The organism is Chelativorans xinjiangensis (assembly GCF_009812055.1).
Classification (GTDB): Bacteria; Pseudomonadota; Alphaproteobacteria; order Rhizobiales; family Rhizobiaceae; genus Chelativorans; species Chelativorans xinjiangense.
This window is the reverse complement of record NZ_WQNH01000065.1, coordinates 1-22,234: the sequence shown is the minus strand read 5'-3', so window position 1 is coordinate 22,234 and position 22,234 is coordinate 1. Positions and strand designations below refer to the sequence as shown.

The window sequence follows — 22,234 nt, the reverse complement described above, 5'->3', positions numbered from 1 at the left end:
GGGATCAGGGCCCACGGCCGGGCCGGCCATGGCCACGAGGGAAGCCACGATGCGCTTCAGCGCCACGCGATCTTGCTCGATTGCCGCAGTTCCGTCCATGGCTGCCTCCATTCGTCCAAGTGGCGAGGATTATCGCACGGGTCGGGAGAGGCGTGAATGGGAATAGGAAAACATTCCTGACAGATGCTGACAGGCATGCGACACGCGCCGGGGGCGAAGGCGCGGTTGTGTGGCGGGATGGATTGGCGTGGCAAGGCATGGTGCAAGGCCCCCTCTCTTGCGATTTCTAAGGCTTAGCTTCGCTAAACCTAAGAAATCGCTTTCTCCCCCACCAAGGGGGAGATAAGGCGGCATCGGCGCTCCCGCTAATCGCCAACACCGGGGATCAGCCCAAATCCTCACCGATTCGGTCCAGCTTCGATAGGCATTACCAAAGTAAATAGAGTGGCACGGGCAACGCGCCCCGCTTCCCACGTTCTTTGACATAGCCCGGCGGGCAAACCCCGCGCGGCAACGGATAGCTGTGGCTCGACCTTGCCGGCCGAAACCATTTGCGAATGTGGATTTCTGGAGAAGTGGTACGGTTGGGTGGATTCGAACCACCGACCTCAGGAGCCACAATCCTGCGCTCTAACCAACTGAGCTACAACCGCATGGCGTCGTGCGACTGCCGCGTCATTACGGGCAAACGGACGCTTTTTCAAGAGCCATGCGCGGGTAGGCTGCGAAGCGGTGCAAAAAAGAAAAGACCGGGGGGAGGGACCCGGCCTTTTCAGGAAAGGGCTGGCGGGAGGAGGAGGAGATGCCAGCCCAATGTTCTTGCGAACGAGCCGGATATAGGCCCGCGCGCGAAAGTTTTCAGCGCGACCGTTCGCCTCAGGCGGCGGCCTGCTTCAGCGCCTTCTCGAAGGCGTCCTTGACCGGCTTGGTGACCTCGGTGGCCGCCTTCTGGGAGATCGCCTGGAACTCCTTGGCCTGGTCGGCGGCGAGTTCCATCTGCTTGCGCAGGAAAGAGCTCTGCAGCTCGATCACCTCGGAGAAGGAGGAAGCGCCAACCAGCGCCTCGAACTGGGCGAAATTGGCCTCGGCGCCAACGCGCATGGCGGCGATGGACTTCAGAACCAGCTCGTCGCCCACGGACTTGGCGTTCTCGAAGGAAGCCTCGAAAGCCTTGCGGGCATCCTCGGCGCCGGACTTCATCTTCTCGTAGGTCTCGCGGGTCTGCTCGGCGCTCTTCTCGGCGAAGCTGCGGAACTGCTCCGTTGCCTTGGAGGCGTCGAAAGTGGGGAACTCGGTGCCTTCCGGCTTGTTGCTGGTCTTGCTCATGTGTCGATCCTCTTGTCTACTGTGGGCGGCTCTCTGGACGGCCCCGAACTGAATGTGAGCCTAATATAACACGTATTTTGTGCATTGCAACATTTTTGTTGCGGCGCAGCAATCAGAGGAGGCGGGCGGGGATTAACCAACGGGCAAATTGAAGCTGTCGACAAATGCGGGGTTTGTGGACGGGCGCTTGCCGTGCTCTTATTACTAATGACTGGTTAATCTTGGGGCTCACCAGCGGAAATGGTTCGATCTGAATGGCGTCGGCGTATTCGTTCCTCGATATAGCGGTCCTCGACGAGGTGCGCGAACGATTCGCCGCGGGCGACGCGCTGGCGGTGCTGTCCGTCGATCTTGCGGAAATCGTCTGGGCCAACGGCGCTGGAGCGGCGTGGCTCGGCTATTCCGATATCGAGGCGGCGATCGGCAGCGCGCCGCGGCTTCCGGCCGTGGCGCTGCGGCAGGTCGCGGCCGCGCCGGGCTTTCCCAATATCGGCCGCGACAGGCCGCTTGCCCTCAGGCTGGCCGGCGGCTTGAAGAGCCGGATCGTCACCTTGCAGGCAAGTGCGATCGCGTTGCCGCGCGGCGAGAAGGCGCTGCTTCTGGCCCTTCCCTCGCCGGAAACGAAAGACACCCCGGAAAAGGAACGGGCCGAGTGCATCATCGCCGGTTTCGACGAACCCGGCCACTTTGCCGCCCTCCTCGACGCGGAAGGCAACGTGGCGGCAGCATCCGAAGGCTTCGAGGCGCTGGGCGTTGCGGCGGACACGCTGAGGGCGCTGGTCGAGGAGGTGCACGGAGAAGAAGACCGGCTGGTCAAGAAGCCGATCGTCGGCGCGCGCCGGTTTCCCGCAGGCATCGCCCGCCTCACCGACACACCGGCCACACATCTGCTGGTCGTGGTCGACGAGGGCAGCACTGCTCCCGATTTGTCTGTGGACGACGCGGACCTGGCCGAGAGCGTACCAGAGGCGTTGCAAGCAATGGAGCCCCAGCCGCGCGCGGCCGAGCCGGAGGAACCGGCCCCTGCGCCCGTTGCGGAGGAGCCCCTCCCCGCCGCGGAACGCCGCGGCACGGAAAGCCGCCCCGAGAGTGAAGCGCACGCCGCGCAGACGGTTCGTTTCGCTTGGCGCACGGATGCGGAGGGCCGCTTCTCCGCCCTTTCGGATGGGTTTGCCGAAGCCATGGGCGCGCCCGCCGCCGATATAATCGGCCGCAGCTTCCGCGAGGTCTCCAATGCCTTCGGGCTGGACCCGACCGGCTCCATCGGCCGCCTCCTGGAGCGGCGCGACACGTGGTCGGGTCGCACGGTCATGTGGCCGCTCTCGGGCACGGAATTGAAGGTGCCGGTCGATCTCGCCGCCCTGCCCGTCTACGGACGTGGGCACACCTTCGAAGGTTTTCGCGGCTTCGGCATCGCCCGGCTGGGCGAGGCGGAGGCCGATACGGAAAAGATCGGCATGGCGCTCACGCCTTCCGCGCCGGAGGACGAACCCCAGGGCATTCCGCCCGTAGCGGATGACGATACGGGGGACCTGGCGGCCAAGGAAGCGCCTCCCGAAACCGCAACCGATCCTTTCCTGGGCGAGACGCCGGCCATCAGCATCTCCGACGGCCCGGAGCGGCGCACTACGGATAAGGTCATTCGCCTCGCCGAGCACCGCGAGGATACGCGGGATACGCGCCTGTCGGCTTCCGAACGCACCGCCTTCCGCGAGATCGGCGAACGGCTGCGGCGGGCCAGCGAGGCGGCGGCCGCGCGGGCGGCGGAAGTGAGCGACGCGGAGGAGCCGAAAGCGGCGGAGGAAGCCCCCGTTCCGGAGGAGACCACGGCGGAGGAGACAGGGCTGGAGCCCGAGGAAACCGCGGACGCAGCGGCGGAGGTGCAGGAGCAGGCGACCGAGCCTGACGAAGAGCAGCGGACGACGCCCGATTTCACCCCCTCGGCCTTTGCCCACCCCGTCCCGGAGCGCCGGGAGAAGGCCGCCGATACCGGCCTTCTGACGCATCTGCCGCTGCCCATCCTCATCCATTCGGGCGACCGGCTGCACTATGCGAACCGGGAGTTCTTCACCTTCACCGGGTATGAGGATCTTGCCGCACTTGAGGCCGTCGGTGGCATCGGTGCGCTCTTCGAAGAGCCGCAGGACAGCGCCGAGGAGGCGCCGAGCCGCACCCTTCGACTGACCACAGCGCAAGGCGCGGACGTCCCGGTGGAGGCGCATCTGCAGTCGGTGCCGTGGGAGAACGGGAAGGCGCTGATGCTGGCACTGCGTCCGGCGCGCGAAGGCATGGGCGACGACCACGAGCCGGAGGGCGCCGCGCCACGGGCCGAGGATGCCGACGAAGTCGAAGCGCGCCTCATGGAGATGCGCGCCATCGTCGACACGGCAACGGACGGCATCGCCGTCATCGCCGACGACGGCACCATCCGCTCCATCAACCGGCCGGCGGAAGCGCTGTTCGGCTTCGATGCCGAGCATGTGACGGGCAAGCCCTTCACGTCGCTTTTCGCCATCGAGAGCCAACGCACGGTGCAAGACTATCTGGCCGCCCTTGCAGACAACGGCGTGGCGAGCGTCTTGAATGACGGCCGGCAGGTGATCGGACGCGAGGCGCAGGGGCGCTTCATCCCGCTCTTCATCACCATCGGCCGCCTGCCGAACCACAGCGGCTACTGCGCCGTCTTGCGCGACATCACCCACTGGAAGCGCGCCGAGGAGGAACTGACCCAGGCGCGCGCGCAAGCCGAACGCGCCTCTTCGCAGAAGAGCGGGTTCCTCGCCCGCGTCAGCCACGAGATCCGCACGCCGCTCAATGCCATCATCGGCTTTTCCGAACTGATGATCGACGAGAAGTTCGGCCCCATCGGCAACGAGCGCTATCGCGACTATCTGCGCGACATCAACCGCTCCGGCAACCACGTGCTCGACCTGGTGAACGACCTCCTGGACATCTCCAAGATCGAGGCCGGGCAGCAGGAGATGCAATACGAGGCCGTACCGCTCAACGAGACGCTGGGCGAGGTGGTCGCCATGATGCAGCCGCAGGCCAACAGCGAGCGCGTCATCATCCGCTCCAGCTTCGCCTCGCGGCTGCCCGACGTCGTCGCCGACCTGAGAAGCGTGCGACAGATCGCCCTCAACATCCTGTCGAATGCCGTGCGCTACACGCCGGCCGGCGGCCAGGTGATCGTTTCCACTGCCTACGACGTAGACGGCTCCGTTGTGATGCGGGTGCGCGATACGGGACTGGGCATGAGCTCGGCCGAGATCGACGAGGCACTTAAGCCCTTCAAGCAAATCAGCACCTTGCGCCGCAAGCGCGGCGACGGCACCGGGCTCGGCCTGCCGCTGACGAGAGCGATGGTCGAAGCCAACCGGGCGCAGTTCGCAATCACGTCGAGGCCCGGCGAAGGCACACTGGTGGAGATCACCTTCCCGCCCACGCGGGTGCTGGCGGATTGACGTTGCCGCCGATAACCTGACAATCGTAGTTTAGAATTATTCTAAACTACTGATTTTTCTTGCGTTTCTCTTGACCGGTATGGGGTTTTCCACCATTAGGGGGCCACGGAGGGGATGGCCCTTCCGCCTGGTTTGCAGCCCTCCCGGGACCTTGCCTCCCGGTGGTTAGGAGGAGAATGACGATGTTTGACAGTGCCTTCAGGATGAGGGCCGGCCTGGCGGTGTTCGCCGTCACTGCCGGCGCTGCCCTTCTGCCCGTTTCCGCTCAGGCCGACGGCGTGGTGAATGTCTATTCGCAGCGCCAGCCCTTCCTGATCCAGCCGCTGCTGGACGCGTTCACCGAAGAGACGGGGATCCAGACAGAGGTGCTCCATCTCGACGAGGGCCTGCCCGAGCGCATCGCCGCCGAAGGCGAGAACTCCCCTGCGGACGTCATTCTGACCGTCGATATCGGCCGGCTCGTCGCCGTGGTCGATGCAGGCGTCACCCAGCCGGTGGAGAATGACGTCATCTACGAGGCGATTCCGTCACAGTACCGCGACCCCGAGGGCCACTGGTTTGGTGTGACGACGCGCGGCCGCGTGATCTACGCCTCCAAGGAGCGTGTGGAGCAGGACACCATCACCTATGAGGAACTGGCCGATCCCAAGTGGAAGGGCAAGGTCTGCATGCGCAGCGGCCAGCACCAGTACAACATCGCGCTGTTCGCCTCCATGATCGCCCATCACGGCGAGGAGCAGGCCGAGGAGTGGATGAAGGGCCTGAAGGAAAATCTGGCGCGCAAACCCGGCGGCAACGACCGCGGCCAAGCCCAGGCCATCTATGCCGGTGAATGCGATCTCGGCCTCGGCAACACCTATTATGTCGGCCTGATGATGAACAACAACGAGGAGCCGGAGCAGCAGGAGTGGGCGGACGCCATCAAGGTGCTGTTCCCCAACTCGGAAGATCGCGGCACCCATGTCAACATCTCCGGCATGGCGCTCGCCAAGAACGCGCCGAACAAGGAGAATGCGCTGAAGCTCATGGAATTCCTGACCAGCGCGGAAGCCCAGGCCATCTACGCCGAGGAGAACTACGAGTATCCGGTTCTGCCCGGCGCCGCGGTCTCCGAGACGGTGCAGTCCTTCGGCGAGATCAAGCCGGACACGCTTCCGCTCGCGGATGTCGCCAAGTATCGCAAGGCGGCGTCGGAGATGGTCGACCGCGTCGGCCTCGACGACGGCCCGGCAAGCTGAGGCTGCGACCGACAGTCGAGACAAAGAGCCGGACCGGGACGACCGGTCCGGCTTTCGCATTTAGCCCACTCGGCATCCGATGAGCAGCTTCATCCTCAAGGCACCGCTTTCCCCACCCACCGCGGGTACGGGCAAAACGCGCCGACAGCGCCATCCTGCGGCGCTTGCCGTCACGGCGCTGGTCGCCGCTGCCGTTCTCCTGCCGATCCTCGCCGTCATCGTCATGGCGTTTTCCGGCACCGGCGCGGACTGGCCGCACCTGGCGCGCTACGTCTTGCCGCAGTCGGTGACGACGACCTTCGTTCTGCTCGCCCTGGTGGCCGTCGGCAGCAGCGTCGTGGGAGTGGGCTGCGCCTGGCTGGTGGTGGCATACGAGTTTCCCCTGCGCCGCACCTTCGCCTGGGCGCTGGTGCTGCCGCTTGCCGTGCCGCCCTATCTCGCGGCCTACGCCTTCGGCGAGTTCTTCCATTATGTGGGGCCGGTGCAAACGGCGATCAGAACTCTTTTCGGTTTCACGAGGCCCGGCGACTACTGGTTTCCCGATATACGCACCACGACGGGTGCGGCCATCGTCATGACCTGTGTCACCTTCCCCTACGTCTATCTGACGGCGCGGGTCGTCTTCGTCATGCAGGGGCGCAATATCGCCGATGTCGCCCGTACCTTGGGGGCGGCGCCCGCACGCGTCTTCTGGCGCGTGCTCTTGCCCGTCGCGCGGCCGGCCATCGTCGCCGGCGTTGCGCTGGTGCTGATGGAGACGGTCAACGATTTCGGTGCCGTGCAGTATCTGGGTGTGCGCACGCTGACGCTGGCGATCTATTCCACCTGGCTCAACCGGGGCAGCCTGGAGGGGGCGGCGCAGATCGCTGTCGTCATGCTGTTCCTCGTCTTCATGCTGCTGACGGCTGAGCAGATGGCGCGGCGCAAGCAGCGCTTCCATTCGGCGCGCGGAACGCAGATGAAAGCACGGCCGCCGCGTATCGCACTTTCCGGATGGCGGGCGGGTGGCGCCTTCGCTGTGGCGCTCGTTCCCATCCTCGCCGGCTTCGGCATCCCGCTCGCCGTCTTCGGGCGCTACGCGCTGAACAGGCTGCACCAGTTCACCGAACCGGCCCTGGCGGAAGCGCTGGTGACCAGCATCGGCACCGCGCTCGCGACAGCCGTCCTGGCCATCGCCGTCGCCCTCCTCCTGCTTTATGCGGCGCGGCTGGTACGCACGCGCCGAATGATGCTCCTGGTGCGCTTCGCCACCATCGGCTACGCCATGCCCGGCACCATCCTGGCGCTCGGCCTGCTCATATCGCTGGCGCGGTTCGACAATTTCATCGACGGGCTGGCGCGCGAATATCTGGGATTGTCCACCGGCCTGCTTCTGACCGGTTCGGCCGCGGCGGTTGTGCTTGCCTGTGCCATCCGCTTCCTGGCGCTTGCCGAAGGCGCCGTGCAGGCGGGACTGGAGAAGCTTCCGCCGAACCTCGACGAGGCGGCACGCAGCCTTGGCCGCTCGGCGCCGGCCAGCGCGGCCACGATCCTGCTGCCGCTCTTGAAGCCGGCCATCTTCACTGCCGGCATCCTCGTATTCGTGGACACGGTGAAGGAGCTTTCGGCGACCATTCTCTTGCGCCCCTTCGGCTTCAACACGCTGGCAACCTACGTCTACGAGAACGCCTCGCGCGGCGCGGTGGAAGAAGGTGCCATGGCCGCTCTCTTCATCATCGCCACGGCCATTGTGCCCGTCATCCTGCTTTCCGGCCCCTTGATGCGCGACCGGGATGCCTGAACTCCATAAAAGAAACGCCCCGGAAGGGGCGCTATCGAGTTGATTGGGTGCTGTCAAAACGGGGCTTGGCGAACTCTCTGGCCGCAATGGCGCGGCTGATCCGACAAGTTGCCCGCGACTATCGGTGTCATTCATTAACGGGACCTTACCGGCGCGCACCAAATTTTAACCGAGTGTCCCAGCCCTGAAATCTCGGTAAATTTCGCAGCAATCATTCGTTAACCCTTGAGCACAGGCAGATCGCGGAAAAGCTCCAATGCCTCCGGGTTGGCCAACGCTTCCTTGTTCTTCACCTCGCGGCCGTGCACCACATCGCGCACCGCGAGCTCGGTGATCTTGCCCGACTTGGTGCGCGGGATGTCCTTTACGGCGACGATCCTCCCCGGCACGTGGCGCGGGCTGGCGCCGGTCCTGATCTTGTCGCGGATCGCCTTCTCGAGCGCCTCGTCGAGCGCCACCCCCTCGGCAAGCCGCACGAACAGCACCACACGCACGTCGTCTTCCCACTCCTGGCCGATGCAGAGCGCTTCCAGGATCTCAGGCAACTGCTCGACCTGGTTATAGATTTCCGCTGTGCCGATGCGCACGCCGCCGGGGTTGAGCGTGGCGTCCGAGCGACCATGGATGACGATGCCACCATGAGCCGTCCATTCGGCGAAATCGCCGTGGCACCAGACGTTGTCGAAACGGTCGAAATAGGCGCTGCGGTACTTCGCGCCATCCGGGTCGTTCCAGAAGCCGATCGGCATTGATGGAAAGGCCTTGGTGCACACAAGCTCGCCCTTGCCGCTTTCGAGCGGGCGCCCTTCGTCATCCCACACGTCGACGGCCATACCGAGGCCGGCCCCTTGAATCTCGCCTACCCAGACAGGCAGTAAGGGCACACCCAGTACAAAGCAGGAGACGATGTCGGTACCGCCGGAAATGGAGGACAGATGCACGTCCTCCTTGATTGCGCGGTAGACGAATTCGAAGTTCTCCGGTGCCAGGGGCGAGCCGGTCGACGAGATGACGCGGACGCTTTCTAGGTCGTGCGAGGTGGCTGGCTCCAGCCCCGCCTTGCGTACGGCATCGATGAACTTCGCCGACGTGCCGAAGTAAGTCATCTTCTCGGCTTCGGCGAAATCGAACAGCGTGTTGCCGTCCGGATAGAAGGGCGAGCCGTCATAGAGGAGGAGCGTGGCGCCGGAGGCGAGCCCCGAGACCAGCCAGTTCCACATCATCCAGCCGCAGGTGGTGAAGTAGAAGAAGCGGTCGCCGTCCTCGATGCCGGCATGCAGGCGCTGCTCCTTCAGGTGCTGGATCAGCGTGCCGCCGGCCGAATGGACGATACATTTCGGGATGCCGGTCGTGCCTGAGGAAAACAGGATATAGAGCGGGTGCGCGAAGGGAAGCCGCTCGTAGGCGATCTCCGCCGGTGTAAAAGGCAGAAGCGCGTCTTCCAGCGCCACCGCCCTGTCGATGCCGCCCGCTGTCTCCCGCGCCTTACCCAGATAGTCGACCACCAGTGCCTTCCTGACACCCGGCAGGGCGGCAAGGATTTCCGCCATCTTGCCGGCCACCTCGAAAGGCTTGCCATTGTACCAATAGCCGTCGGACGCGATGAAAAGGACCGGCTCGATCTGGCCGAAGCGGTCAAGCACGCCGCGTGACCCGAAATCGGGTGAGCATGACGACCAGATCGCGCCCAGCGAGGCGGCGGCCAGCATCGCGGCGACCGTCTCCGGCATGTTAGGCATCATGGCGGCGATACGGTCGCCGGGTTTCACACCCTCCGCCTTGAAAAGCTGCTGCAGGCGCGAGACGAGGGCGCGCAGCTCGTCCCAGGAAAGGCGCCGAGCCACCTTGTCCTCTCCACGAAAGACGATGGCATCTTCCGCGCCGGATTTCCTTAAAAGGTTTTCCGCGAAATTGAGCTTTGCATCGGGGAAGAAGGATGCGCCCGGCATCTTTTCTCCGTCGACCAGCACCCGTTCGCCGCGCTCGCCGACAATGCCGCAGAAATCCCAAACCAGCGGCCAGAAAGCCTCCCGCTCCTCCACGGACCAGCGATGGAGCGAATCGAAATCGGCGATGGGTCGGCCTGATGCCCTCGCCGCCGTCTCCATGAAGACCGACATTGGTGCGCGCCGAAGCTGCTCTGCGGACGGTATCCACAATGGCTTTTCTTGCTGCATGGCGCTCCTCCTCATCGTGCCGGTTATGCCCTTGGCGCAGCGAAGGGGCAAGCACGTGACAGTTAAACCCAGTTACAAAGGCTTGAAATAAAAGACCCGTCGTTTAAACCCCTCCTAGGGAACTGGGGTCGGGGCCATTTCTGCTCACCGGGCGAGGAAGTATGCCGGTACCGTTGGCGAGAAAAGGCGTTTTGGCCGCCGGCGTTGTTGTGGTCCTGGCCATACTCTTGGTGGTCGGGCTGCCGCTTGTCGCCTCGACGCAGATCGTGCGCGACGGCATCGCCTATCAGATGAGCGCGTGGAGCGGCTATCGCGTGCGGCTGGGCGACACGCCGGATATCCGCGTATGGCCCTTCCGTGCCGTGCTCCATGACGTGACCCTTTCCGACTGGAGCGAGGCGAACCCGCAGCCCGTGCTCGAGGCGGAGCAGGTTCAGGTCGACCTGTCGGCGCTGGCAGCACTCAGAGGCGAGATCGTCTTCACCAAGATGCGGCTCATCCAGCCGGTCCTGCGCCTGCGCGGGCGGGAGGGCGCGTTGCGCCTGACGCCGCCGCAGAGCTGGGGCAGGCTCTCGCGCTCCGTGACGGCGGCACGGGAAGTGGTCGCTGCCGCACCCACCGAGCCGGACACCAGCGCCCTGCCATCCGATACCTTCGGCGAGGTGGAAGTCGTCGATGGGCGGATCACCACGCGCATCGGCGGGCGCAGCCGGGACATCGTCACCAGCCTGGCGGGCGTATTCAATTGGCCGGCGCTGAATCGGCAGGCCTCGCTCTCGGCGAAGGGCATCTGGCGCGGCGAAAATGTCACGCTGGAAGCGGCGAGCACTCAACCGCTGGTGCTGCTCGGCGGCGGCAGCGCACCCGTCAATTTTTCACTGCAGGCCACGCCGGCAACGGCCTCTTTCACGGGCACTGCCAATTTTTCCGGCAAGAATTTCGTCGACGGTCAGCTCGACTTCTCCGCACCTTCGCTCAACCGCTTGGTGGAGTGGACGCATTCCGTCGCCCTGCCGGGAACCCGCGTCGGCCCCGTCACTGTCGCTGCCAAGGTGACCGGCGATATGAGCCGGTTGAAATTCGAGGGCGCGACCCTCGGCCTCGACAAAAGCACGGGCAAGGGTCTGTTGGACGTGAGCCTTGGGCCGGGCCGGCCGAGCGTCGTCGGCACGCTCGCCTTCGACACGCTCAACCTGCGCGCACTCCTGGATACGTTCAGCCCGTTTTCCCCCGCCGCGCTGCCGGCGCAGACGGCGCCGCCGTCGATGAACCCGAGTGGCTACGATTTCGACCTTCGCTTCTCCGCGGCAAGTGCCGGTTTCGAAGCTGCCACTCTTACCGATGTCGCCGCCGCGGTGAAGGTGAAGGACGGGCTGTCGACCTTCGACATTTCAGACGCGACGGCCTTCGGCGGGACAATCCAACTCGGTGTGCGGGCCGACCAGACCGGCGGGAGCGACGTGGTCGAAATCCGCATGCGCGGCGAAGAGATCGACATGGGCCAGCTTGCCGAGACGTTCGAGGTCAAGCAACTCGTTCCGCAGGCACGTTGCACGCTCTCGGTGGTGCTGAAGGGCACCGGGAATGATCTCGACGCCGTTCTGGAGACGGCGGATGGGAGTGTTTCGGCGACCTTTGGCGCTGGCAATGTACCGGGTCTCAGCCTGGAAACTTTCCTCCAGCGCAGCGCGGAGGGCGATTTCTTCCCGCTCAGGGCAATGGGCGAAGGTGCGCTGCCGATCAGCCGCGCCGACGTCAAGGCGACCCTTTCCAAGGGCGTTGCAAGGATCGACCAGGCGGAGGCGTTCTCGGGACAACACCGGATCGGGCTCGACGGCCTGGTGCCCTTCGCCAGCCGTGGCCTGGCGCTCTACGGCACGCTCACGTCGCTCGATGGTGCCGATCCGCGGTTTGAGTCGCCGCTGACGTTCTTCGTCGGCGGCTCGTGGAGCACGCCGTTCATCGCTTCGTTCCTTTCGCCAGCCAGGGGAGAGGGGAGGTGAACAGATAGTATGGCAGGGGATGGACGTAGCGTCTCCCTTCTGTCCTACTCTCCTCCTGCCTCCCTCTGCCGCAGCACGTCCTGCCGCTTGTTTGCCAGCGAAGCCACAACGACGCCCACCGCCACGATGGCGATGAGAACGGTGCTGACGGCGTTGATTTCCGGCGTCACGCCCAGTCGCACCTGGCTGTAGATTTTCATCGGCAGTGTCGTGGCACCCGGCCCCGAGGTGAAGCTGGCGATCACCAGATCGTCGAGCGACAGCGTGAAAGCCAGCATCCAGCCGGCGATGACGGCCGGCAGGATGACCGGCAGCGTGACCTGGAAAAACGCCTTGACCGGCGTTGCGCCCAAATCCAGCGCTGCCTCCTCCAGAGAGCGATCGAAGGTGATGAGCCGCGACTGCACCACGACGGCGACGAAGCACATGGAGAAGGTGATGTGGGCAATGGTGACGGTGGCAAAGCCGCGGTCGAAGTTGATGGCGACGAAAAGGAGCAATAGCGACAGCCCGGTGATGACCTCCGGCATGACGAGGGGCGCGAAGACGATGCCGGAGAAGAGCAGCCGTCCGCGAAAGCGGGTGTAGCGGGTGAGCGCCACTGCCGCCATCGTGCCGAGGACCGTGGCGACAGTGGCCGAGAGGAACGCGACGCGCGCTGTCACCCAGGCCGCGTCCATCAAGCCGCGATTGTTGAGCATGGCGACATACCACTTGGTCGAGAACCCGGCCCAGACGGTGACCAGCCGCGACTCGTTGAAGGAATAGATGACGAGCAGGACGATGGGCAGATAAAGGAAGGCGAAGCCCAGGGCGAGGGCGACAACGTTGAAGCGTCCCCAGGTGCCTGCCATGTCAGCTCTCCTGTTCCCGTGCGCGGGCCTGGGCGCGCTGGAAGTACGCGATGGGCACGACGAGGATGAGAAGCAGGACGACGGCCACTGCGGAAGAGACCGGCCAGTCGCGATTGAAGAAGAACTCGTCCCACAGGGTCTTGCCGATCATCAGTGTGCGCGAGCCGCCCAGGAGATCGGGGATCACGAACTCGCCGACGGCGGGGATGAAGACCAGCATGCAACCGGCGACGACGCCGGGAAGCGAAAGCGGGAAGGTGATCTTCCAGAAAGCGGCAAGCGGCGGGCAGCCGAGATCCTGCGCCGCCTCGATCAAGGAGTAGTCCATCTTCTCCAAGGCCGCATAAAGAGGCAGAACCATGAAGGGAAGGTAGGAATAGACGATGCCGATATAGACGGCACTCGTCGTGTTGAGGATGACGAGCGGCTGGTCGATGATGCCGAGGAAGGCGAGAAACTGGTTGAGCAGCCCTTCCGGCTTCAGGATACCGATCCAGGCATAAACGCGGATCAGGAAGCTGGTCCAGAACGGCAGGATGACCAACATCAGAAGCAGCGGGCGGAGGCCGGCCGGCGCGCGCGCCATGCCGTAGGCGATCGGGTAGCCGACCAATAGCGTGAGCAGCGTCGAGACGGCGGCGATGACGAGGCTCGACAGATAGGCATTCACGTAAAGCGCGTCTTCGAAAAGCCACAGGTAGTTTTCGAAGGACAGGTCGCGCAGGTTGCGGACAAAGCCGGAGCCCCCCTCCTCCAGCCCGAACACCGGCAGATAAGGCGGCATGGCGATCGCCGTCTGCGACAGCGATATCTTGAAGACGATGAAGAAGGGGACGAGGAAGAAGACCAGAAGCCACAAATAGGGCACGGCGATGACGAAGCGGCTGCCGATCATGGAGAAAAGCCGGGCCATCTTCTTCCCCTACCTCGTCAGGACGACACCGGCATCGGCGGAGAAGGAAACCCAGGCGCGGTCGTGCCAGGTCAAGGCGTCCTCCAGCCGGCGGATGCTGTTGATCGTGCTCGCCTTGACGATGCGGCCGTCGTCCAGCTTGACGTTGTAGACGGTCATGTCGCCGAGATAGGCGATGTCCCATACCTCGCCGTCGAGCGCGTTTTCCGCGTCCGCCGGCCGCTCGCGCGAGACACGAAGCTTCTCAGGCCGCACGGCCAGCCACACCGTGTCTCCGGCGGCCGCCGCGCCGGCATCCGCAACGCGGAACTCCGCGCCGCTCCTATCCCTGATGCATGCGGCGCTGCCGGCCCTCGTCACCGAGCCCTCGAACGTGTTGATCGAGCCGACGAAATCGGCCACGAAACGGCACGATGGCGCCTCGTAGACCTCTGCCGGCGTCGCCACCTGCAGCACCTTGCCCTTGTCCATGATGGCGATGCGGTCGGCCATGGTCATCGCCTCCTCCTGGTCGTGCGTGACGACGACGAAGGTGAGGCCAAGCTCGTACTGCAGGTCCATCAGCTCGAACTGGGTTTCCTCGCGCAGCTTCTTATCGAGCGCACCCAACGGTTCGTCGAGGAGGAGCACCTTGGGCCGCTTGGCGAGCGACCGGGCGAGCGCCACGCGCTGGCGCTGGCCACCGGAAAGCTGGTGTGGCTTTCGCTTGGCGAACGGCTCGAGCTTTACCAGCTTCAGCATCCGGGCGACGCGCTCGGCGATCTGCGGCTTCGGCATGCCGTCCTGCTTCAGCCCGAAGGCGATGTTGGCCTCCACGGTCATGTGGGGGAAGAGCGCGTAGGACTGGAACATCATGTTGACGGGCCGGCGGTAGGGCGGGATGCCCTTCATGTCCTGCCCGTCGAGGAAGATGCGGCCGGAGGTCGGCTGTTCGAAGCCGCCCAGCATGCGCAGAAGCGTGGTCTTGCCGCAGCCCGACGCGCCGAGAAGAGCAAAGAACTCGCGCTCGTAGATCGTCAGCGACAGGTCGTCGACGGCGGTGAAGTCGCCGAAGCGCTTCGTTACGTTCTCGAAACGGATATAGGGTTTCGCCGTCGGATCGGCCCACGGGGCGAACGTCCTTCGCGTGCTGCCAAGCGATGCCATCCCGCTTCCGCCTTCTGCCCGTCGAAAAGCTGCGGCCGGCCCGGCAGGTGGTGCCGGACCGGCGCTCACCGAAGCTACTGCCCGGTGACGACCCTGGTCCACAGTCGCGTGACGAGGCGCTGTGTTCGCGGATCGTAGGGCAACGTCGTGTAGAGCTTTTCGAGAACCGCTTCGTCCGGATAGACAGCGGGATCGTTGATCACCTCTTCATCGAGCAGTTCCTGCGAAGCCTTGTTGCCGTTGGCGTAGAAGACATAGTTCGATGCCTTGGCGATGACCTCGGGGCGCATGATGTAGTTTATGAACTCGTGCGCCTCCTCGACGTGCTGCGCGTCGGCGGGAATGGCCATCTGATCGAACCACATCTGCGCCCCCTCTTTCGGGATGGCATAGGCGATCTCAACGCCCTGGTCGGCCTCGGCCGCGCGATCACGGGCCTGAAAGATGTCGCCCGACCAGCCGACGGCGAGGCAGATATCTCCGTTGGCGAGCGCGTTGATATATTCGGAGGAATGGAATTTGCGCACATGTGGTCGTATGGAGAGCAGGAGTTCCTCCGCCCTTTCCAGATCGGCCGGATCGCGACTATCGGGATCGAGCCCGAGGTGGTTCAACGCCGCGCGCACCATCTCTGCCGGCGCGTTGAGCATGTGGATGCCACAATCCCCCAGCTTTGAGATCGTGTCGGGATCGAAGATTACCTCCCATGAATCGATCGTATCGGTGCCGAGCGCTTCCTTCACCTTGGCCACGTTGTAGCCGATGCCGGTGGTGCCCCACATGTAGTTGACCGAATAGGCGTTTTCGGGATCGTATTTCTCCGTGCGTTCGGCAATCATGTCCCAGAGATTGTCGATGTTGGTGAGCTTGGATTTATCCAGCTTCTGAAATACACCAGCCTCGATCTGCCGGCCCAGGAATTCGGCCGAGGGTACCACCACGTCGTAGCCCGTGCCGCCCGCAAGCAGCTTTGTCTCCAGGATCTCGTTGGAATCGAAGACGTCGTAGACGACCTCGATACCGGTCTCGGCGGTGAAGTCCTCGAGGATCGATTCGTCGATATAGTCGGACCAGTTGTAGACGTTGACGACGCGGTCCTGTGCCGCGGCACTTGTCGCAAGCGCCGCCGCGGCGATAGACACGGCGGAAAGCAGAGCGGCTTTTCGTATCATGAACCAGACTCCCATTTTTCGGCTTCTTTCGGCCTGTCCACCCCGCCCGGGCCGACCGGCTTTTGCGCCAAGCCTATTTTCGTTTTCGCAGTGCGACAAGCGCGAAATTCCCTAGATGCGCAGCGAAGAGAGCGGAGGTAACGATCCTTCCACCATCGCCGCCGATCCGCAGGCTCGGGCCTGTTCTTCCCGCGCCAGTCTGCTACAAATTTCCGCGGCGGAGGAAATGCGCCATGAAAGCAGCCTGGTATGAGAAGAACGGGCCGGCGCGCGCGGTGCTGGAGACGGGCGAGATGGCAACGCCTGAACCCGGCACGGGCGAGGTGCGCGTGCGGCTCTACGCCTCCGGCGTCAACCCTTCGGACGTCAAAAGCCGCCGCGGCCGCGCGCTGATCGCCCCGCGCATCATTCCGCACAGCGATGGCGCCGGCGAGATCGATGCGGTCGGCCAGGGGGTGGCGCACGCACGGATCGGCGAGCGCGTGTGGGTGTGGAACGGGCAGTGGAAGCGCCCCTTTGGGACCGCGGCCGAGTTCATCTGCCTGCCCTCCGAGCAGGCCGTGCCCCTCCCGGAAGGCATCGACTATACCATCGGCGCCTGTTTCGGCATTCCGGCGCTGACAGCCGTCCAGGCCGTGCGGCTGCACGGCAACATCGGCGGCCGGACGCTGCTCGTCACCGGTGCCGGCTCCTCCGTTGCCTATTATGCGGTGCAGATGGCCAAGGCCGCCGGCGCGCGCGTGCTGGGCACGGCCTCGGCCGAGCGCGCCGCCCTTGCACGCGAGGCGGGGGCGGACTTCGTCATCGACTATAAGGCGAAGGACGTCGCCAAGGTGGCGAAGGACCTGACCGGCGGCAAGGGTGTCGACGGCGTCATCGACATGGATTTTTCCTCCACGGCAGCGCTCGTCGCCGATGGTCTCGTGGCACCGCACGGAAAGATCGTCTGCTACGGCCCGAACGTCGCCGGCGATATTCCGCTGCCCTTCCCGGCCATGCTGTGGGGTAGCCTGACGCTGCAGTTCTTCCTGGTCTACGAGCTCTTGCCGGAGGAGCGCGCCGCGGCCCTCGCACAGCTTGCCGGGATGCTGCGGCAGGGGGCGCTTCGGCACATGGTCGGGGCGCGCTTCCGGCTCGACGAGATTGCCGATGCCCACGAGGCCGTGGAAAGCGGCGATGTCGTTGGCAATGTCGTCATCGATGTCGTCTGACGAACCTGCCTAGACGCCGCGCACCCTGCATCACCCGGCTCGGCGTGTACTGCGCGATATAGTCGTCATTGGACCGGTTCTCGAGTTGCTGCATCGTCCAAACGTGGTGGCAAAGAACCCATCCGCTCACGTAATCCATGGTGTTTTTCTCCTGCTGTTTTTCACGAGCGGAGAGTAAAGGTGCCCTTTCCCTTTATCAGGCTTCGATTTCGCACTATCTTTTTCAACCATGAAAAGCCTGAGTTGGGACGACCTGCGCATCTTCATCGGCGTGGCGCGCGGTGGCGGACTGTCGCCGGCGGCCGCTGAAGCGGGCCTGAGCCCGGCCACCGTGGGCCGGCGCATGCTGGCGCTGGAGGAGTCGGCGGGCCGGCCGCTCTTCGTTCGCCGGCAGACGGGCTACACGCTGACGCCCGATGGGGAAGCGCTTTTCCAGCGTGCCCAAGCGATGGAAGCGAGCGCCCGGCCGATCGGCGAATGGCTCGCCGCCGAGGGCGCCCGGCCTGTCGTGCGCGTCTCAGCCGGCACGTGGACGGCCAATTTCTTCGCCGCCAACTTCTCACGCCTGTGGACGCCGGACGACAATTTCCGCATCGCCTTCAAGACGACGGAAGCGAAGCTCGACATCGGCCACCGCGAAGTCGAGATCGGCATCAGGAACCACGCACCCGAAAGCTCGAACCTGGCCGCGCGCAGGACGGGAGAGGTGGCGCAGGCGCCTTTCCAGGCGCGCAACCAACCCCGGCCTGGGCGCGAAGACTGGGTGGCGATCGCGCCGGAGGACATCTCGACGCGCTCGGCGCGGTGGGTTGCCGAGCAGAAGGGCCTTTCGGTCGTCGCCTGGGCGAACACGCCGCGCACGCTCTACGACCTGATCCGCTCCGGCGTCGGCAAGGGGGTGCTTCCCTGCTTCGCAGGTGATCGCGACCCTCTTCTGGAACGGGCGGGCGAGGAGATCGCGGACCTGCGCGAGGGCCAATGGGTCGTCATGCACAACGACGACCGCCACCGCCGTGAGGTGCGTATCGTCATCGACCGCATCGTCGACCTTCTCACCAGCCATGCCCCGCTGTTTGCGGGAGAGCGGCCGCTGGGGGCGGAGTAGGAGGCATTGTTCACTCGCTCACCCCGGCATGCTATCTTCCTCCCACAGGAGACCGTGCGATGAACCAGACGCTCAAGGACGCCCTGAGGGAAGTCGAAGCCTTGCCCGAGGAAGAGCAGGAGGAGCTTGCGCAGGCGCTTTTGAAAATGGCGGTGCGGAAGCGGATCGACGCCAAGCTGGCCGCTGCCAAGGCGCGCGGCGGCTCAACGCCCCATGACGAGTTCATGGCTGAGTTGCGGGCGCGCTATGGCGGTTGAAATCGTTTGGTCGGATGAAGCGAAGGAAGATATTCAAAGACTGCTTGATTTCATCGCCGCCGAAAACCCGACGGCCGCGGCGAACTATGTTCGCGGGCTGGAAGATGCTTGCCAGAAACTTGTCGACTTCCCACAGGCCGGGCGCCTCTACCGGGACGAGGCTCGCTGCATTGTCTTTCGCAATCACATCATTCTCTACAGCTATGAAGAGCAAACCGGCCAAGCGCTGATCTTGACCGTGGCTGACGGCAGGCGGGACTTGGACACCCTTCTTGTAGACCGACCGTAGCCTGCCTCACTGAAAATCAAACGCGCTTAACCCTGTCACCATCTCGTCCAGCCCCAGCGGCCTTGTCACCGGCGGCTCGGCGCGGGCGAGGCAGCCGGGGCGCTCACACAGCCTGCAGGCCGGGCCGACGAGGATCGGCGCCTCGGTAGCGGAGGCGGGAAGGGCCGCGCCGTAGACCAGTCGATCCTTGTAAGCGAGGTCGCAGGCCAGAAGGAGCGCGGTGCGGCGCGGGCGCTCGTCGAAGGCCGCTTGCGGGCCCTCCAGCGTGCGCGCCAGCGTCAGGAACATCTCGCCGTCGGGCATTGCCACGGCTTCCACCAACACCTGCCCCGGCTGAGCGAACGCGGCATGGTGGCCGAGCTTCGGGCACCCGCCGCCGAACCGGCTCGCCGGAAAGCCGCCAGCACCGGCACGGCGCAGGCGGTTGCCCGCGTTGTCGACCTCCAGCATGAAGAACGGCACACCCGCCGCGCCGTCCCGCGCAAGCGTGGTGAGCCGGCTGGCGGCCTGTTCGAACGACACGTGGAAGCGGGCCGCCAGCACCTCGATATCATAGCGTGTCCGCTCGGCGGCGGCGAGGAAGGCCTGATAGGGCATCATCAGCGCATGGGAGGCGTAGCGGCCGAGCTCAAAGCGCGCCAGCCGCCTCGCCTCGTTTGAGCCGAGCTTGAGGGTCTCAATTCCGGCCGCGACCGCCACCTGCATGCGGATAAGACAAGCCTCCACGGCGATCTCGCGCAACCGGTCGGCTGCCGACAGCCGCTCGGAGATGAAAAGCCGCTGCGAGTGCCGGTCATAGCGCCGACGCCAATTGGGCATGATGTCGGCCGGCAGCACGCGCACGGCGATGCCGTGCTCGCTTCTGAGCCAGGTTTTCAACGCACCCGCCAAATCCTCGCCGGCCTCCAGCATGCGGTGAAAGGCCTCCGCCTCCTCCTCCAGCGCAGGGAAATAATTGGCGTGGCGCTCGAATATCTCGCGCACCTCGTCGACCGGCAATCGTGTGGCGGAGATCGCCGTGGCGCGACCCTCCCGCGCCAGCATTTCCGACAGATCCGACAACCTTGCGGCCTGCTCGCGGTAGGCGCGATAGAGCTTGGCAAGCGCGGCGGCCGCGTTGGGTGCGGCTTCCACCACCTCCACCAGCTCGTGTTCGCCCGGCAGTTCGCCGGCGAGCAGCGGATCGGAGAACACCTCCTTCAACGCCGCCAGCGACGCTCCGCTTTCGCCCTGCAATTCTTCCGGATCGACTTTGTAGACGGAGGCGAGCTTGAGGATGAGCTGCACGGTCAATGGCCGCTGGTTGCGCTCAATGAGGTTCAGATAAGAGGGCGAAATGCCGAGCCCCTCGGCCATCGCCGTCTGGGTCAGTCCCTTGGCGTTGCGAATGCGCCTGATGCGCGCGCCGGCGAATATCTTTTGCGGTGCCATGGCTTCCAAGCTCGCCTTTACAGCTCTTTACAGAGAAAGCGCAAATATCTCTCGCGAGGGTTTTACTTCTTTTACAAATTTACTGAATCTGCCTGTGAAAGACAAGACAGACCCACTCGATTCCGTGCCACTCTGGAGCGAAATCTCGTGTGTTTCTGTGCAGTGCAGCGTAAATTTTGTCACAAGAGTTGGCGCCAGCCACTCGATGAACGGCACCACGGAGACACCAGATGACGGATTTTTACAACCTCGTTCCTTCTGCACCCAAAGGCCGCTTCGGCGGCATCGAGCGGCCCTATGGGGCCGAAGAGGTGCGCCGGCTGCGCGGCTCGGTGGCTATCCGTCACACATTGGCGGAGGAGACCGCCAACCGACTGTGGCAGCTCATCCGCGAAGAGGACTTTGTCAATGCGCTGGGCGCGGTTACCGGCAACCAGGCCATGCAGATGGTGCGCGCGGGGCTGAAGGCCATCTATCTCTCCGGCTGGCAGGTGGCGGCGGATGCCAACACGGCCTCATCCATGTATCCGGACCAGTCGCTCTACCCTGCCAACGCGGGCCCGGAGCTTGCCCGACGCATCAACCGCACACTGCAGCGTGCCGACCAGATCGAGACTGCGGAGGGCAATGGCCTTTCCGTCGAAACCTGGTTCGCCCCCATCGTCGCCGACGCAGAAGCAGGCTTCGGCGGTCCGCTCAATGCCTTCGAGCTCATGAAGGCATACATCGAAGCGGGTGTCGCGGGGGTGCATTTCGAGGACCAGCTGGCGTCGGAAAAGAAGTGCGGTCACCTCGGCGGCAAGGTGCTTATCCCCACCGCACAACATATCCGCAACCTCACCGCGGCGAGGCTTGCAGCCGACGTGATGGGGGTACCCACGCTCGTCATCTGTCGCACCGACGCGGAAGCCGCCAAGCTCGTCACCTCCGACATCGACGAGCGCGACCGGCCCTTCGTCGATTACGACGCCGGTCGCACGGTGGAAGGCTTCTACCGCGTCAAGAACGGACTGGAGCCTTGCATCGCGCGCGCCATCGCCTACGCGCCCTATTCCGACCTCATCTGGTGCGAGACGTCCAAGCCGGACCTTGAGCAGGCAAAGCGGTTTGCCGAGAGTGTGCACAGGCACCACCCGGGTAAACCGCTCGCCTACAACTGCTCGCCTTCCTTCAACTGGAAGAAGAACCTGGACGAGCCTACCATCGCCAAGTTCCAGCGCGAGCTGGGCGCCATGGGCTACAAGTTCCAGTTCATAACGCTGGCGGGCTTCCATCAGCTCAACTACGGCATGTTCGAGCTGGCTCGCGGCTACAAGGAACGGCAGATGGCGGCCTACAGCGAGCTGCAGCAAGCCGAGTTTGCGGCCGAGGCGAACGGCTATACCGCCACTAAACACCAGCGCGAGGTGGGTACCGGCTACTTCGATGCCGTGTCCATGGCGATTTCCGGCGGCCAGTCCTCCACCACGGCCATGAGCGAATCCACCGAGCAAGACCAGTTCCGCCCGGCGGCGGAATAGCAATCGATCGAGGAGAAACGACATGAAACCGAACACACGCGTCAAGGAGCGCGCAGACGAACAGGCCAGCGCCATGAACGGCGACCAACAGGCGATCGTGCGCATGATTGCCAACGATCTGCACCGCCTCAACCAGTCGGTGATGACGGCGGTCGAGGCCGGCATCTCCGTGGAACTGGTGCGCTCGGCGCGCCACCACGGCGGTGAAGGCAACTGGGGCGACCTGCTCGTGCCGGTTATCGTCACCAACCGTCTGGCGCGCGGCTAGAGTATCCGTGTTGGTCAAGGAAGGGCAGGCGTCCATTTTCGGCTGTCTCTGAGCAGGGCGTTTGCGAGCAGGACGAGCTT

General features: G+C 64.5%; 17 protein-coding genes and 1 tRNA gene. 10 read left to right on the top strand and 8 right to left on the bottom strand.

All coding sequences use genetic code 11. The features are described 5' to 3' along the window. Positions 1 to 576 precede the first annotated feature (576 nt). Together GM910_RS24580 and GM910_RS24575 are read right to left on the bottom strand one after the other, a co-directional pair. A tRNA-His gene (locus tag GM910_RS24580) sits at positions 577 to 653 on the bottom strand. Positions 654 to 876: 223 nt separating this feature from the next. Continuing rightward, entirely contained in the window at positions 877 to 1,326 is a 450-nt protein-coding gene (locus GM910_RS24575) for a phasin (protein ID WP_159592955.1), read from the bottom strand. Positions 1,327 to 1,580: 254 nt separating this feature from the next. On the opposite strand from GM910_RS24575, the gene GM910_RS24570 reads away from it, so the two are divergent. The 3 genes from GM910_RS24570 (at position 1,581) to GM910_RS24560 (ending at position 7,808) form a co-directional block, all read left to right on the top strand. Further along, positions 1,581 to 4,790: a PAS domain S-box protein gene (locus tag GM910_RS24570; RefSeq protein ID WP_159592953.1), complete on the top strand. Its 3,210-nt coding sequence runs from the start codon at positions 1,581 to 1,583 to the stop codon at positions 4,788 to 4,790. 203 nt (positions 4,791 to 4,993) lie between these two features. Beyond that, on the top strand, positions 4,994 to 6,028 hold the full coding sequence (locus tag GM910_RS24565) for a Fe(3+) ABC transporter substrate-binding protein (RefSeq protein WP_159592958.1): 1,035 nt from the start codon (positions 4,994 to 4,996) through the stop codon (positions 6,026 to 6,028). 79 nt (positions 6,029 to 6,107) lie between these two features. Further along, on the top strand, positions 6,108 to 7,808 hold the full coding sequence (locus GM910_RS24560) for an ABC transporter permease (RefSeq protein WP_159592950.1): 1,701 nt from the start codon (positions 6,108 to 6,110) through the stop codon (positions 7,806 to 7,808). Between the two features lie 218 nt (positions 7,809 to 8,026). On the opposite strand, the gene GM910_RS24555 is transcribed toward GM910_RS24560, so the two are convergent. Beyond that, complete coding sequence (locus GM910_RS24555; RefSeq protein WP_159592947.1) at positions 8,027 to 9,985, bottom strand: acetoacetate--CoA ligase; 1,959 nt, start codon at positions 9,983 to 9,985, stop codon at positions 8,027 to 8,029. Positions 9,986 to 10,146: 161 nt separating this feature from the next. Here GM910_RS24555 and GM910_RS24550 point away from each other — a divergent pair, with 161 nt between their 5' ends. Next, positions 10,147 to 11,988, top strand: coding sequence for an AsmA family protein (locus GM910_RS24550; protein ID WP_159592944.1), 1,842 nt, complete (start codon positions 10,147 to 10,149; stop codon positions 11,986 to 11,988). 44 nt (positions 11,989 to 12,032) lie between these two features. On the opposite strand, the gene GM910_RS24545 is transcribed toward GM910_RS24550, so the two are convergent. The 4 genes from GM910_RS24545 to GM910_RS24530 form a co-directional block, all read right to left on the bottom strand. Continuing rightward, entirely contained in the window at positions 12,033 to 12,842 is an 810-nt protein-coding gene (locus GM910_RS24545) for an ABC transporter permease (protein WP_159592941.1), read from the bottom strand. Position 12,843: 1 nt separating this feature from the next. Beyond that, a complete protein-coding gene (locus tag GM910_RS24540; RefSeq protein ID WP_159592938.1) occupies positions 12,844 to 13,755 on the bottom strand; it encodes an ABC transporter permease subunit in 912 nt (303 codons plus the stop codon). A gap of 9 nt (positions 13,756 to 13,764) precedes the next feature. Beyond that, positions 13,765 to 14,901 carry an ABC transporter ATP-binding protein gene (locus tag GM910_RS24535; RefSeq protein WP_159592935.1) on the bottom strand — a complete coding sequence of 379 codons (1,137 nt, stop codon included), beginning with the start codon at positions 14,899 to 14,901 and terminating at the stop codon, positions 13,765 to 13,767. Between the two features lie 74 nt (positions 14,902 to 14,975). Next, positions 14,976 to 16,073 carry a polyamine ABC transporter substrate-binding protein gene (locus tag GM910_RS24530; protein WP_159592932.1) on the bottom strand — a complete coding sequence of 366 codons (1,098 nt, stop codon included), beginning with the start codon at positions 16,071 to 16,073 and terminating at the stop codon, positions 14,976 to 14,978. Between the two features lie 233 nt (positions 16,074 to 16,306). Between GM910_RS24530 and GM910_RS24525 the strand changes: the two genes are divergently transcribed. The 4 genes from GM910_RS24525 to GM910_RS24510 all read left to right on the top strand — a co-directional run bounded on the left by GM910_RS24525 (position 16,307) and on the right by GM910_RS24510 (position 18,935). After that, the gene (locus tag GM910_RS24525) at positions 16,307 to 17,284 is read left to right on the top strand and encodes an NADPH:quinone reductase (protein WP_159592929.1); all 978 of its coding nucleotides are present in this window, start codon (positions 16,307 to 16,309) and stop codon (positions 17,282 to 17,284) included. A gap of 229 nt (positions 17,285 to 17,513) precedes the next feature. Further along, on the top strand, positions 17,514 to 18,389 hold the full coding sequence (locus tag GM910_RS24520) for a LysR family transcriptional regulator (RefSeq protein WP_159592926.1): 876 nt from the start codon (positions 17,514 to 17,516) through the stop codon (positions 18,387 to 18,389). 59 nt (positions 18,390 to 18,448) lie between these two features. After that, entirely contained in the window at positions 18,449 to 18,646 is a 198-nt protein-coding gene (locus tag GM910_RS24515; RefSeq protein WP_159592923.1) for a hypothetical protein, read from the top strand. Next, positions 18,636 to 18,935, top strand: coding sequence for a type II toxin-antitoxin system RelE/ParE family toxin (locus tag GM910_RS24510; protein WP_159592920.1), 300 nt, complete (start codon positions 18,636 to 18,638; stop codon positions 18,933 to 18,935). Before GM910_RS24515 ends, GM910_RS24510 begins: the two co-directional genes overlap by 11 nt. 6 nt (positions 18,936 to 18,941) lie before the next feature. Here the strand turns inward: GM910_RS24510 and GM910_RS24505 are convergent, their stop codons facing one another. Continuing rightward, positions 18,942 to 20,366, bottom strand: a complete 1,425-nt coding sequence (locus tag GM910_RS24505; protein WP_159592917.1) for a helix-turn-helix domain-containing protein — start codon at positions 20,364 to 20,366, stop codon at positions 18,942 to 18,944. A gap of 230 nt (positions 20,367 to 20,596) precedes the next feature. Between GM910_RS24505 and aceA the strand changes: the two genes are divergently transcribed. Then, positions 20,597 to 21,886 (top strand): isocitrate lyase, encoded by a 1,290-nt coding sequence (aceA, locus tag GM910_RS24500; RefSeq protein WP_159592914.1) that lies wholly within the window; start codon positions 20,597 to 20,599, stop codon positions 21,884 to 21,886. Positions 21,887 to 21,908: 22 nt separating this feature from the next. Then, the gene (locus GM910_RS24495; RefSeq protein WP_159592911.1) at positions 21,909 to 22,154 is read left to right on the top strand and encodes an SMc00767 family acetate metabolism repressor; all 246 of its coding nucleotides are present in this window, start codon (positions 21,909 to 21,911) and stop codon (positions 22,152 to 22,154) included. Positions 22,155 to 22,234 lie beyond the last annotated feature (80 nt).

Coding starts and splice junctions, on each gene's coding strand:
- GM910_RS24575 (WP_159592955.1), bottom strand. CDS start 1,326: ATGAGCAAGACCAGCAACAAGCCGGAAGGCACCGAGTTCCCCACTTTC.
- GM910_RS24570 (WP_159592953.1), top strand. CDS start 1,581: ATGGCGTCGGCGTATTCGTTCCTCGATATAGCGGTCCTCGACGAGGTG.
- GM910_RS24565 (WP_159592958.1), top strand. CDS start 4,994: ATGAGGGCCGGCCTGGCGGTGTTCGCCGTCACTGCCGGCGCTGCCCTT.
- GM910_RS24560 (WP_159592950.1), top strand. CDS start 6,108: ATGAGCAGCTTCATCCTCAAGGCACCGCTTTCCCCACCCACCGCGGGT.
- GM910_RS24555 (WP_159592947.1), bottom strand. CDS start 9,985: ATGCAGCAAGAAAAGCCATTGTGGATACCGTCCGCAGAGCAGCTTCGG.
- GM910_RS24550 (WP_159592944.1), top strand. CDS start 10,147: ATGCCGGTACCGTTGGCGAGAAAAGGCGTTTTGGCCGCCGGCGTTGTT.
- GM910_RS24545 (WP_159592941.1), bottom strand. CDS start 12,842: ATGGCAGGCACCTGGGGACGCTTCAACGTTGTCGCCCTCGCCCTGGGC.
- GM910_RS24540 (WP_159592938.1), bottom strand. CDS start 13,755: ATGGCCCGGCTTTTCTCCATGATCGGCAGCCGCTTCGTCATCGCCGTG.
- GM910_RS24535 (WP_159592935.1), bottom strand. CDS start 14,901: ATGGCATCGCTTGGCAGCACGCGAAGGACGTTCGCCCCGTGGGCCGAT.
- GM910_RS24530 (WP_159592932.1), bottom strand. CDS start 16,073: ATGATACGAAAAGCCGCTCTGCTTTCCGCCGTGTCTATCGCCGCGGCG.
- GM910_RS24525 (WP_159592929.1), top strand. CDS start 16,307: ATGAAAGCAGCCTGGTATGAGAAGAACGGGCCGGCGCGCGCGGTGCTG.
- GM910_RS24520 (WP_159592926.1), top strand. CDS start 17,514: ATGAAAAGCCTGAGTTGGGACGACCTGCGCATCTTCATCGGCGTGGCG.
- GM910_RS24515 (WP_159592923.1), top strand. CDS start 18,449: ATGAACCAGACGCTCAAGGACGCCCTGAGGGAAGTCGAAGCCTTGCCC.
- GM910_RS24510 (WP_159592920.1), top strand. CDS start 18,636: ATGGCGGTTGAAATCGTTTGGTCGGATGAAGCGAAGGAAGATATTCAA.
- GM910_RS24505 (WP_159592917.1), bottom strand. CDS start 20,366: ATGGCACCGCAAAAGATATTCGCCGGCGCGCGCATCAGGCGCATTCGC.
- aceA (WP_159592914.1), top strand. CDS start 20,597: ATGACGGATTTTTACAACCTCGTTCCTTCTGCACCCAAAGGCCGCTTC.
- GM910_RS24495 (WP_159592911.1), top strand. CDS start 21,909: ATGAAACCGAACACACGCGTCAAGGAGCGCGCAGACGAACAGGCCAGC.